The organism is Phycisphaeraceae bacterium, assembly GCA_019454185.1.
In the GTDB taxonomy this organism is placed as follows: domain Bacteria; phylum Planctomycetota; class Phycisphaerae; order Phycisphaerales; family UBA1924; genus JAHBWV01.
On the sequence record CP075368.1, the window covers coordinates 3,142,338 to 3,153,677 of the forward strand.

General features: G+C 64.2%; 10 protein-coding genes and 2 tRNA genes. 1 reads left to right on the forward strand and 11 read right to left on the reverse strand.

Annotated elements, in window-relative coordinates:
* The 10 genes from KF838_13260 to KF838_13305 all read right to left on the reverse strand — a co-directional run bounded on the left by KF838_13260 (position 1) and on the right by KF838_13305 (position 7,267).
* Positions 1–705, reverse strand: coding sequence for a hypothetical protein (locus KF838_13260; GenBank protein ID QYK47747.1), 705 nt, complete (start codon positions 703–705; stop codon positions 1–3).
* A 177-nt stretch (positions 706–882) separates the two neighbouring features.
* Positions 883–1,059 carry a hypothetical protein gene (locus KF838_13265; GenBank protein QYK47748.1) on the reverse strand — a complete coding sequence of 59 codons (177 nt, stop codon included), beginning with the start codon at positions 1,057–1,059 and terminating at the stop codon, positions 883–885.
* Between the two features lie 286 nt (positions 1,060–1,345).
* The gene (locus KF838_13270) at positions 1,346–2,194 is read right to left on the reverse strand and encodes a transposase (protein ID QYK47749.1); all 849 of its coding nucleotides are present in this window, start codon (positions 2,192–2,194) and stop codon (positions 1,346–1,348) included.
* A 255-nt stretch (positions 2,195–2,449) separates the two neighbouring features.
* Positions 2,450–3,118: a transcription termination/antitermination factor NusG gene (nusG, locus tag KF838_13275; GenBank protein ID QYK47750.1), complete on the reverse strand. Its 669-nt coding sequence runs from the start codon at positions 3,116–3,118 to the stop codon at positions 2,450–2,452.
* A gap of 64 nt (positions 3,119–3,182) precedes the next feature.
* Positions 3,183–3,884, reverse strand: coding sequence for a preprotein translocase subunit SecE (gene secE, locus KF838_13280; GenBank protein QYK47751.1), 702 nt, complete (start codon positions 3,882–3,884; stop codon positions 3,183–3,185).
* Between the two features lie 112 nt (positions 3,885–3,996).
* Positions 3,997–4,069: transfer RNA gene (locus KF838_13285), tRNA-Trp, on the reverse strand.
* Between the two features lie 48 nt (positions 4,070–4,117).
* Positions 4,118–4,300: a 50S ribosomal protein L33 gene (rpmG, locus tag KF838_13290; GenBank protein QYK47752.1), complete on the reverse strand. Its 183-nt coding sequence runs from the start codon at positions 4,298–4,300 to the stop codon at positions 4,118–4,120.
* A 162-nt stretch (positions 4,301–4,462) separates the two neighbouring features.
* Positions 4,463–5,578 carry a hypothetical protein gene (locus tag KF838_13295; GenBank protein ID QYK47753.1) on the reverse strand — a complete coding sequence of 372 codons (1,116 nt, stop codon included), beginning with the start codon at positions 5,576–5,578 and terminating at the stop codon, positions 4,463–4,465.
* 190 nt (positions 5,579–5,768) lie between these two features.
* The gene (gene tuf, locus KF838_13300) at positions 5,769–6,971 is read right to left on the reverse strand and encodes an elongation factor Tu (GenBank protein ID QYK47754.1); all 1,203 of its coding nucleotides are present in this window, start codon (positions 6,969–6,971) and stop codon (positions 5,769–5,771) included.
* Between the two features lie 224 nt (positions 6,972–7,195).
* A tRNA-Thr gene (locus KF838_13305) sits at positions 7,196–7,267 on the reverse strand.
* 205 nt (positions 7,268–7,472) lie between these two features.
* Between KF838_13305 and KF838_13310 the strand changes: the two genes are divergently transcribed.
* The gene (locus KF838_13310) at positions 7,473–9,812 is read left to right on the forward strand and encodes a VCBS repeat-containing protein (protein QYK47755.1); all 2,340 of its coding nucleotides are present in this window, start codon (positions 7,473–7,475) and stop codon (positions 9,810–9,812) included.
* 614 nt (positions 9,813–10,426) lie between these two features.
* Here KF838_13310 and KF838_13315 read toward each other — a convergent pair.
* The gene (locus KF838_13315) at positions 10,427–11,125 is read right to left on the reverse strand and encodes a hypothetical protein (protein ID QYK47756.1); all 699 of its coding nucleotides are present in this window, start codon (positions 11,123–11,125) and stop codon (positions 10,427–10,429) included.
* Positions 11,126–11,340: the final 215 nt, after the last annotated feature.

Sequence of the window (11,340 nt, forward strand, 5' to 3'; positions counted from 1 at the left end):
CTACTCCTTGTCGCTGCGCCGGGATCGAGTGAGGAGCGCAGCACTCAGCAACCCCAAAGCGGCTGGGGGCACGGGCACAAGGTTCGTGACCGTCACCGGCTCGTCGATGCCGCCATACGCGTACCCGATCAAGCGCCAGTTGTCGGGCGCAATGTATGCGTATTGCACATACCCGAACTGACGCCGATCGGAGCGGCAGTAACCAAGATAGGCATACTCTCCTTCGTTGAATGACTCAAGGTCAAAGCTCACACCATGCGAAATGGTCACAGGATTGACGATCCCAAACTCAGGGTCATAGCCGGGCATTCGAAAACTACCAGCGGCATTCAGGATGACGTTCTCAATCTTCAGCCCTCCATCAAGGTAAAGTCCCGGAGATGCGATCGGCGGCGGCGGGAAGCCGTCAAGGTTGTTCCCAAAGAATGCTCCATTGAGAGAACCTGGAAAGATATATCCAGTCGAAAAAGTCACCGAGTTCGGCTGTTCATCACCTGATCCCCCCGGCGCGGGCAGCGGCGTCACCGTCAGCACGGGCGTGAAGATGCCGAGCTGGCGCGTGCCGTCGGCGAAGTTGGCCTCAGCGTACTCCGGTGTCACATAGACCTTGGTGATGTCGGCCATGGCGGTTCCTCCGAAGGTGAGCGCGGCGAGCATTGCGGGGAGCAGCGCGACGACGACTCGCGGGTGGATGATGCTCTTCATGGGCTTTCTCCTTCTTTCTCCGAGCGGACTGTTCTCCGAGTGGCGTTGAGCCGGAGGCGCGTGCGAGCGCCCCGGGCTCAACGTCGATCGCATGTGTGACCAGATTGTGTTGGAGTGAAGACACCGCTCTGGAGAGCGGTGCCACCAAAGACATCTCTCAGAAAGGAGGACACCATCTCAACCCGTCCTCCAGTTGAGACTGATCTGGTTGCCGCTGAACTCGTCGGATCGCCTCAGTTCCGCGACGATGCGGCGGAAACCCATCGAGTCAAACGCCGGCACCTCACCCATCGCACACACTCCCCGCATCAGCAGCCCGCCATCTTCCCACGGAACAGCACGGCCGCGCGGCATCGCCGGAGGATCGTGAAGGATCAGAGCCCGGCAGCATCAGCAGCCACCCGCCCCCGGAGACAGTCACCCCGGAGGCCAACAGGCCCTCACCCCTCCCGAACCTCTGATGGAAGCATGCCACACGATTCCCGGTCGTGCCAGTGAATTACCGGATTCTCGGATGAAGATTGGGGTGGGAGTGTGGCTCGGGGAGTGAGTGGGGGGGTGGTGGGAGGCGGGGGCGAGTGCTTGCATCGGGCAGCCGCGGCGGCGAAACAAAGAACCCCGGGCTTGCGAGCTTTTTGCGTCATCGCTTCATTGCCTGTGTGTGTCGATCAAGGATGATGATGGCTTGGATCCATCGACGGACCCGCTCGATGCCGCGCACGTGCGGCGGGATAAGCCCCACATGGTGGGTCATTTCCAGGCGTGCAAACACACGCTCGATCACGCGCCGGAGTGACAGCAGGCCCCTGCCGAAGCCCGTCATGCTCTGCTCCAGCATGTCGATGGCTCGACGGCGGTCCGGATGCGTTCCGGACCGCCGCACGCCGCGACCCACGCGGCAGTCCTTCCGCGGAACCACCAGTTGTCCGCCCTTGCACGCGCAGAGTTCATAGAGCTTCACGCTGTCGTAGTTCGAGTCGGCCAGCACATACCCGTTCAACTCCATGTCTCGCATCATCCGCTTGGCCATCACTGCTTCATGGCAGTGCATGGGCGTGAGACGCCAGGAGACGATCGAGCCCGCGAGATCGCAGATCGCATGGAGCTTGTAGCCGCGCAGTCCCCATGCGCCGAAGGTCGCGGTCCGGTCTCCGGAGTGCGAGGCGACGCGCAGGGCCTTGCCGTCAAGAGCCAGCACCAACGCTCCCGATGCAGAGACCAGATTCTCCGCCTCCGCCGCGGCAAGTAACGCCTGGACGCTGGTGGTTCTCAGCCGCCGGCTCATCCTGCTTGGCGAGGGCAATCGACCACGCCGCCACAACGGCCATGCATCGCGTCGGCACGCCCAGGAGGTGGGTCGTCGGTGCAAGACGGCCCAGAGAAAGGTCAGCACGATGTCCGCATCGGTGAAGGTGAAGCGACCGCCACGCGGGCTCCGATCCAGCTTCCGCACGCTCGCCGCCAACACCCTCCAACTCGCGTTGTCCATGCTCGGTCTCCTGTCTGGCAGCTCCACCAGTGGGACCGAGCATGGCATGAGCCATCAGATCGCGCAAGTCTCCACAATGGAAACCCTTGGAACACATGGCGCAAAATGCTCTTGCGCCCGGGGCTCCCTTTTGTCGGACTTGGTTTGTTGCGTGGTCTTGCGCGAGACGAGACGCGGCACGGGCAACGGAGAACAGAGAAGAGCACCAGTTCTGTCGCGCCCCCAAGGTCGCGACGGGAACTGGTGGCACCCGGCTCAGGTTTCGTCGGTCTTGCCGATCTGCCACTCTTCGATCTCGATGGGCGCCTGGCGGCCGAAGATGGTGACGAGGACGCGGACGAGTCCCTTGTCGGGGAGGAGTTCGTCGACCGTGCCCTCGTATCCCTGGAAGGGGCCTTCCTTGATGGTGACGTGCTCGCCCTTGTCGAAGGAGAGTTTGATGGTCGGCTGGTCTTCGGGCTTGCGCGAGTCGAGGAGCATTTTCTCGATCTCGTGGTCCTGCATCGGTGTCGGGCGTCCGGCGGTGCCGACGAAGTCGCCGACGCCGGTGGTCTCTTTGATGAGGAAGAAGACGTCCTGGGGGATGCGTCCGTCGTCTTCGAGCTTCATCTCGACGAAGACGTAGCCGGGGTAGAGCTTGGTCTCGGTGATGCGCTGCTTGCCGCCCTTGATGGTTTTGGTCTTCTCGGTGGGGACGAGGATGCGTCCGACGAGGTGGGTCATGCGTTCGATCTGGACCTTGCGGAGGAGGGTCTCGCGGACGGAGGACTCTTTGTTGGAGGCGACGCGCAGGACGAACCAGTTCATGCCGGGCTGGCGGACGGGCTCCTCGCCGGAGAGCACGTCGGAGCGCTCGGGCGCGGGCGCTGGAGCCGCGGCGGAGGCGTCGTGCTCGTGCTGTTCGGCGTTGGGTGGGACGGGCATGTGATCCGCTCCTTGGGTTGACGCGTGTGGTTGGCGCGTGCGCGGCCGGGAGTTCAGAGGGGCGTTACTTGTCGATGATGCCGATGAGGTCGAAGAACGAGGCCAGGCCGAAGTCAACAACGAAGAGGATTCCGGCGAGGAGGAAGCAGGTCGTGACGACGACCCATGTGGAGCCGATGACCTCTTTGCGTGTGGACCAGTTGACCTTCTTCATCTCGCCGTCGGTGGCGATCAGGAACTCGCCGGTCCGCGGGTTGGCGCTGACGAAGTAGAGCAGGAGCGCGGCCCCGATGAGGATGGTGGTTGCGGCGAGCCCGACCTGGAGGTATTGCGGATCGAAGATGGGGATCGGCTGCATGTTGCCGTAGAGCCGGACCTCGTAGGGCGTGCCGGAGGCGGGCGTGATGAGGAATCTGGAGGCGTCGAAGGCCTCTCGTCCGGCTTCGACCGCGACCTTGGTGCTGATGATGTTGGCGCCGGCGGAGGTGGTTTCGGCGGACGCGATGGTGCTGGTGCCGATGGTGATGCGTGCGGGGCCGGTGGACTCGAAGTTGTCGGCCAGGAGCGTCAGGGTCTCGCCGGTCGAGAGGGAGACGCCCTCGGGGACACCTTCGACGGGGATGACGTAGCCCTTGGTGGGGAGGGCGATGGCCTTGGACTCGTTCCAGAGCCATGCGGCGGCGGCGAGGATGAGCGTTCCGAAGAACGCCGCGGTGATCACCCGCATCCAGTAGCCCTGTCCCGGCTTGTACAGTCGAAGGTTCATACGGGGTGGTCCGTCGCCGGGCGAGTGCGTCCGCCTGTTGGTGTGGCGGGCGTGTGCTCGGCGGAATCAGGTCCGGAGTGGTCGCGTGCGACGCGATCGGGTGAAGAACGAACACGCCGGGAGGGAATCGAACCCGCAACCTGCGGATTTGGAATCCGCTGCTCTGCCAATTGAGCTACCGGCGTAGCGAAAGAGCCAGATGGCAAAGGGCCACATGGCCAAGTCAGAACGGATTACTTCCGCTTGACCTTATGCAGTGTGTGCTTGCGGAGGCGGGGGGAGTACTTGCTGAGCCCGGCCTTCATCTTCTCGGGCATACCGCCCTTGGTGTTGACCTCGGTGCGGTAGTTGAGGTCGCCACACTCGCTGCACTGCAGCCAGACGTACTCGCGGGCCATGCCCTTTTTCTTCGCCATGGTTACTCTCGATTCATGACGCGGACCGGAGGGAAACCGGGCCGCAGACACGCGGACCTGACAATACGACAGAGCGGGAAGAGCCCAACTCTTCGCCGGTCTGGATGGTAGGCGCATGCAGGGGGCGATCAACGGTACGGGAAGCGCGGCCCGGGCGGCAGTTCACTTGGTCAGGGCCGCGGCGAGCGCGGCCAGTTGCTCGTCTGTGATCGTGGCGAAGATACAGACAGCCACCAAACCATCACTGTTGAGAGGAATTCCAATGTCAAGGATGTAGTCTTCGGCAAGGGGGCGTGAGCCGGGGGCGAGGGTGAAGGTGGCAACCGGGACGGGGAGGGTGGCGAGGGTCTCGGGGAGGACGACGAACTCGCGCCTAGGTCTGTCGCCTGCCTTCGTGATCAGACCTGGAAGAATGAACCCGGGGGCCTCCGGGATTGCCGCGGCTGGCTCGCGTGCTTGAACCGTCGCGCTCAATGGGGTGGTGCGGTGTGTGCCATCGTCAGGGCGGAGCAAGCCGACGCTCTCCCAGAGCGGGAAGACGAGCGTGCCTCGTGTGGCCGGGGGTTGCCGCTCTCTTTGCCAGTTTGGCATGACCCTCCAGACGTTCTCAGATACATGGGCGACATATGTGAGTGTGTGCAGCTTCACGCCTTGCCGTTCCAGACCAGCGCGCATGACGACATTCCAAGCAACAACAGTTGTGGAAGCCGCCCCCCAGCGATGCTGGTGCATTCCATAGAAGCGGGGACCGCGCTCGGAACTCCACGCATTTTCGCCCCAGGATGGCCACGGCAGAGAGAGGTTGCTTTGTAAGACAACTGGCTCAAAGAAGGCGACAACGATGTGGGCATCCTTCTTATCAAATGGAAGATATCGAGCAGTGCCGGTAACCTTGGCATCGGCATGTTCCCACGCCTCGTCGATGGCGCGGGGATCGACAATCAGGTAGATGGGTACTGGCTCACGCCGCGATTCGATCTGAACGCTCTCGGGATACCCCTTGAGATCCACGGCATGCGCAACCTCGCGTGTCGGCCAGCGATCGACGTTTGCGTGCTCTCGGAGCGCGGCGAGGACGCGCGCGACATCACGTTCGCGGATCGAGGGATCGAGCCCGTCATACCCGAGCGGATTGATGCAATCGACGAGGTCGAAGTGTGCGGGGTTGGAGAGGTCTGACGCTCCTGCTCGCTGGTCGATGGCAGGTGGCGATGTGTCTCCCATCGAAGCGGCGCAGATCAATGACCCACCGAAAGCCCACAGCAGAAGTGAGTTCATGGCGATAATCCTCTTTGGGGCAGCATCGACGACCGTGTCGTTCATCAGTGTAGCGTGAGGGCGTTGTGCGCATGGAAGGGCGTGGCAGAGGGTTGAAGTGACCGGCCCGTTATCGTGCGCAGAAAAAGAAGCCCGCCGGAGTGCGGCGGGCTTCCAAGAAATCAACTGTATGTCCAGTCGTGGTCGAGACTTACTTGATGATCTCGGTGACGACGCCGGAGCCGATGGTCTTGCCACCCTCACGGACGGCGAAGCGGACGCCGGGCTCCATGGCGACGGGCTTGTCGCCGAGGTCGATGGTCATGGTGACGTTGTCGCCGGGCATGCACATCTCGACGCCGGTCGGGAGGGCACAGGCGCCGGTGACGTCGGTGGTGCGGAAGTAGAACTGGGGGCGGTAGCCGTTGAAGAACGGCGTGTGACGACCACCCTCTTCCTTGGTGAGGATGTAGACCTCGCCCTTGAACTGGGTGTGGGGCTTGATGGAGCCGGGCTTGCAGAGGACCTGGCCGCGCTCGACGTCGTTCTTCTCAACGCCACGGAGGAGTGCGCCGACGTTGTCGCCGGCCTGTCCTGAGTCGAGGGTCTTGTTGAACATCTCGACGCCGGTGATGACGGAGGTCTTGCTGTCGGAGCGGAGCCCGACGATCTCGACGGGGTCGCCGACCTTCATGATGCCGCGCTCGATACGGCCGGTGGCGACGGTGCCGCGGCCCTTGATCGAGAAGACGTCTTCGACGGACATGAGGAAGGGCTTGTCGATCTCGCGGGTGGGCTCGGGGATCCAGGTGTCGATGGCCTCGAAGAGCTCATCGATGGGCTTGCAGATGGCGTCGTCCTTGGGGTTCTCAAGGGCGGCCTTGGACTGTCCGCGGATGATGGGGGTCTTGTCGCCGGGGAACTCGTACTTGTTGAGGAGTTCGCGGATCTCCATCTCGACGAGCTCGAGGAGCTCGGGGTCGTCGACGAGATCGACCTTGTTGAGGAAGACGACGATGTAGGGGACGCCGACCTGGCGGGCCAGGAGGACGTGCTCGCGGGTCTGGGGCATGGGGCCGTCAGCCGCGGAGACGACGAGGATGGCGCCGTCCATCTGTGCGGCACCGGTGATCATGTTCTTGACGAAGTCGGCGTGGCCGGGACAGTCCACGTGTGCGTAGTGGCGCTTCTCGGTCTCGTACTCCGTGTGGGAGGAGGCGATGGTGACGGTCTTGTTGGCGTCACGGACGGTGCCGCCCTTGGTGATGTCGGCGTAAGACTTGATGATGCCGCCGAACCGAGCCGCGGAGCGGGCGGAGAGGGCGGCGGTGAGGGTCGACTTGCCATGGTCGATGTGGCCGATGGTGCCGACGTTGACGTGTGGCTTTGTTCTCTCGAAGACGCCCTTTGCCATGACTGTTCTCCAACCGTTTGTTCGTCGCCCGGGGGAAAGGGATCGGGCCGATGCCCGCCTGACCACCCCGGCGGTGTGGGGATGTGTATGAGATGCGCGACGCCGAGGGCGCTCGGTGATGAATCCGAGGCGTCCAAGTGCCGTCCGGCCACGCGCCGGAAGGGGGACAAGTGTAGCCGTCACGGGCGGGGCCTTCCCAAGCCCGACCGCGGGACCACCAGAAGAGCCGCTAGTGGGATTTGAACCCACGACCTCACCCTTACCAAGGGTGCGCTCTACCACTGAGCTACAGCGGCAACGCCCGGGCGCAGCCCGAGCGGGAAGGGATGGTAGGCCGGAGGAAGGTTCGGTCAAAGGTCGGCGCGGGAAGGGGGATCGATTGCCGGGGCGACTTTTCGAGGTCTGTTGCGAATCCCCTTCCCCGTCGTGCCGAAATGGTGTAGGTTCATGCGGGAGCCGTAGTTGCGTGCGAGGTGTTGGGCCAGGCGGGAGTTGTGGGATATGAAGACGCGTGCGATGGTCGGTATGGCGACGGGCGCGATGCTCCTCGGGGTCGCGGGCACCGCCTCTGCGACGTGGTCGATCATCATCATCGACACGCGGACCGGCGAGATCGGCGTTGCCTCGGCGACGTGTCTGACGGGGTTTGACTTGCGAGTCAACACGCCGGTGCTGATCCCGGGTGTCGGGGCCGCGACGGCACAGTCATTTGTTGACGGCAGCGGGCAGAACCGTGTGAAGGTGCGGGACATGCTGGTGCAGGGGGCGCACCCGGACGACATTCTTGCGGCACTCTCGGTCTTTGATTCCGGTCACCAGACGCGCCAGTACGGGATCGCGGACACGCGCGGCCGAGCCGCGACGTTCAGCGGCACGGGTGCGGGCGCGTGGGCGGGCGGGCAGATCGGTGTGATCACGCAGGGCGGTGAGTTGGGAGATTTGGTCTACGCCGTGCAGGGGAACGTGCTGACTGGCGAGCCGGTTGTGACGAACGCCGTGCAGGCGATCATCGACACGCCGGGCGATATCGCGGCGAAGCTGATGGCATCGATGGAGGCCGCGCGATCCATGGGTGGCGACGGGCGTTGCTCGTGCCCGGGGTCGGGTGGGCCGACGGGGTGCGGGGCTCCGCCCCCGAGTTTCGCCAAGAGCGCGCACATCGCGTACATGCTGATCTCACGCGATGGCGATACGCCGGGGTGCAACAGCGTGATCCGGGCGGGGAGCAGGCCCTTCGATCTTGCGATCGGCGATGTCGACGGCGACGGGCGCGCGGATGTCGTGACGTGCTCCGACGGCACGACGATCGTTCTGCTGAACGCGCGCGAGCCCGGCGACGCGTTCGTCACGTTCAGAGAGCAGGTGGCGTATCCCTCCGGCGCGGACACCCGAGGGGTCGCGATCGCGGATATCACGGGCGATGGTGTGCCCGACATCGTCGCTGCGGCGTATGGCGCGGACTCTCTGGTCGTGCAGCCCGGGAACGGCGACGGCACGTTCGGCGCGCCGATGGTGTTTGCTGCGGGCGATGGGCCGCGTCTGGTCGCCACGGGCGACTTCAACGGCGATGGGCTGGTTGATGCGGCGTGCACGAACCAGTTGTCGAACGATGTGTCGATCTATCTGAACATCGGCGGGACGCTCGGGGCTCAGACGAGGAGGACGGTCGGCTCGGCGCCATCGTCGATCTTCGCGGGCGACTTCGACGGCGACGGGGACGTTGATCTGGCGGTGCTTGTGAACGGCGCGAGGCGTGTGTCGATTCTGAGGAACGACGGCGCGGGCGCGTTCGCGGTCTCTGCGGCGATTACGATCGGCGAGAACCCGACCGACATGTGCATGGCCGATCTGGACGGCGACGGCGATCTTGACCTGGCGACGGCGGATCGCGGCTCGAACGCGCTGAGCATCCTGACCAACAACGGCGCTGGGGCGTTCACGCGGACGACGATCGGATCGCCCTCTGCGCCGACGCGGCTCCGCGCGTTGGATGTCACGGGGGACGGGCTGGTCGATATCGTCGTGACCGCGGCGACGGATCGTCGCGCCCGCGTGTACGAGGGGAACGGCGCGGGCGGGTTCGCGCTCCGTACATCGTTCTCCGTCAATGACGGGCTGCTCGACCTTGAACTCGAGGACATGAACGACGATGGAACGCCGGATGTCGTCGCTGTCGGCGGGGGTGTCCAGTCCATCATCGTGGTGGAATCGAACGGTCCCGCGGCGTGGAACGACGGGAGCGGATGCGCAACCGGCGATTACTTCATGAACTTCAACGTCGCCAACACCGTGGCCTCCGACCCGGAGCCGGTGTTCACGCTGCAGACGATGTACGACGCGTGGCGTGCGGCCCTCGTCGGGCGTCCGGATGCGGTCGCGTCCCGCGTGTGGTTCGATGCGCCCGCGTTGCCGACCGATGGACGCGTGGTGATGACGATCGAACTACTCGACTGGCGGGGCGAGCCGATCACGATCGAGCCCGGCGCACTGCTGGTTGAGCACGCATCGGGCTCCGATGAACTCTCTGAGATCGGTGTGCCGGAAGCGATCGGGGGCGGGGTGTATCGCGTTGCGCTGCACGGACCAGACGCGGGCACCGGGCACGATCGATTCCTCGTTGTCGCGCTCGATGAGATCAGGCCCGTGACGCTGATGCCTGCGGCCTCGATCGGCATCGTGGTCTCACCTGCGGACTTCGACGGGAGCGGCGAGATCGACATTCTTGATTTCCTCACGTTCTTCGACGCCTTCGGCTCCGGCGATATGAGCGCGGACCTCACGGGCGACGGCGCGCTCGACGAGAACGATGTCGCGCTCTTCATGGCCGGCTTCGCGCGATGAAGCGAGATCGTCCGAGAACGGGCCTCGGGTGAGAAAGTCGTCGGGCGTCGTGCAACCCGGGTCGGGCGTGTGGCGTACACACGCGAGCGGCACTCTGCCGCGAACGCGGCTACTCACTCGTTTCGGGGCAAGAAAGGGATGCGTTTTGTGCATCGTTGGTACTGTTTTCCCCTCGGGGCTGGACTCGTTCGGCAACCCGATAGAACTTGACGAGGCCGCACTCCGCGTCCTCATGGCGAGCTCGCGTGTCGAGTTGACCCTTGAGGAGCCGCTCGCGGATCGGCGTTCGATTCGGCGAGCCTCGCGACGGGTGCGCAGGGCACGGGCGAGGCGGTCGCGGGCCAGCGGGTGCACGCTCGTTTCGCCCGGGTGAGCGTCCAAAGAGAGACGCCGACGAAGTCCGTCGGCTTCGCCGGCGTTGCTGAGTTGAGCGAGGTTCGCTCACTCACACCTATGGGTTATGCGTCGCAAGACGTGCGACGCACCGAGTCTACACAAAGCGAATCCGCAAGAGAAGAGAATTCTGTTCGTGAGTTTCGGGGTGGGCGGAATGATGCGTCGGCCCTGTCGGGCCGACGCATCTGGACGTTGTTGGGGCGGACTGTGCCGATCGATCAGCGGCGGCGACGAGCGAGCATGAACAAGCCGGTGCCGGCGAGGGCGAGCGGTCCGGGGGCGGGGATGTAGAAGAGCTGGTCCTGGGCTCCGCCGTTGGTGAGTGCGACGAGGTTGGTCGAGGCACCCGCGCCGATCGCTCCGAAGATGTCGGCGAGGTGGTTGTTGAACGCGGCGGAGCGAGAGGAGGATCCATTCACCTTCGTCAGCTTGAAGTTGCCGGAATCGACGTTGAGCGAAGAGATGCCGACGCCGGGGTTGAAGTCTGTGACGATCTCCCAGATCGCGATCTGGAATGCCGCGGCGAACTCATTGTTGATGCCGGCCTCGATGACCATGGGTGCGTAGATGCTGAAGACGTCATAGAGGGCCTGTGCACGGCCTGCGCCCATGGGGCTGCTGTTCGGGGCGGTGTCGAGTGAGACGATGTCGAAGGTCTTGTAGGAGGTGGAGACGTACTGGTAGATGTCGGTGCAGTAGGTCAGGTGTTCGCCGACCCAGTCTGCGCCGATGCCGGTGCCGCTGGAGATATCGTGGCGCAACTGGCCTGCGAAGGTGCTGGTCTCGCTGCCCCCGTTGAGTCGCCACTTCACGTTCTGGCCCGCGCCGGTGCCGACGAACTTCATGTTGACGATGTCGGCCGAAGCGGCTCCGGCGACGGTGGCGATGGCGGCGGCGGTGAGAATGGTCTTCATCATGTTCTTTCTCCTCGTGCTTTGGTATTGTGTCGCGAGCGTCCGTCGCTCACACCCAAGAGATGCCATGCAAACAGGCATGCGGCCACTTGCCGGGCGATCCCGGAGCCGAACCCGGTTGCGGGGTGCGGGCTGGTGAAAGTGGGGAAACCGCGACACGCCCGATCACGGAGAAATCCGCGTGGATGGGCTGTCAACTGCGCTCTGATGGGACGCTA

Coding starts and splice junctions, on each gene's coding strand:
- KF838_13260 (QYK47747.1), bottom strand. CDS start 705: ATGAAGAGCATCATCCACCCGCGAGTCGTCGTCGCGCTGCTCCCCGCA.
- KF838_13265 (QYK47748.1), bottom strand. CDS start 1,059: ATGCCGCGCGGCCGTGCTGTTCCGTGGGAAGATGGCGGGCTGCTGATG.
- KF838_13270 (QYK47749.1), bottom strand. CDS start 2,194: ATGGACAACGCGAGTTGGAGGGTGTTGGCGGCGAGCGTGCGGAAGCTG.
- nusG (QYK47750.1), bottom strand. CDS start 3,118: ATGCCCGTCCCACCCAACGCCGAACAGCACGAGCACGACGCCTCCGCC.
- secE (QYK47751.1), bottom strand. CDS start 3,884: ATGAACCTTCGACTGTACAAGCCGGGACAGGGCTACTGGATGCGGGTG.
- rpmG (QYK47752.1), bottom strand. CDS start 4,300: ATGGCGAAGAAAAAGGGCATGGCCCGCGAGTACGTCTGGCTGCAGTGC.
- KF838_13295 (QYK47753.1), bottom strand. CDS start 5,578: ATGAACTCACTTCTGCTGTGGGCTTTCGGTGGGTCATTGATCTGCGCC.
- tuf (QYK47754.1), bottom strand. CDS start 6,971: ATGGCAAAGGGCGTCTTCGAGAGAACAAAGCCACACGTCAACGTCGGC.
- KF838_13310 (QYK47755.1), top strand. CDS start 7,473: ATGAAGACGCGTGCGATGGTCGGTATGGCGACGGGCGCGATGCTCCTC.
- KF838_13315 (QYK47756.1), bottom strand. CDS start 11,125: ATGATGAAGACCATTCTCACCGCCGCCGCCATCGCCACCGTCGCCGGA.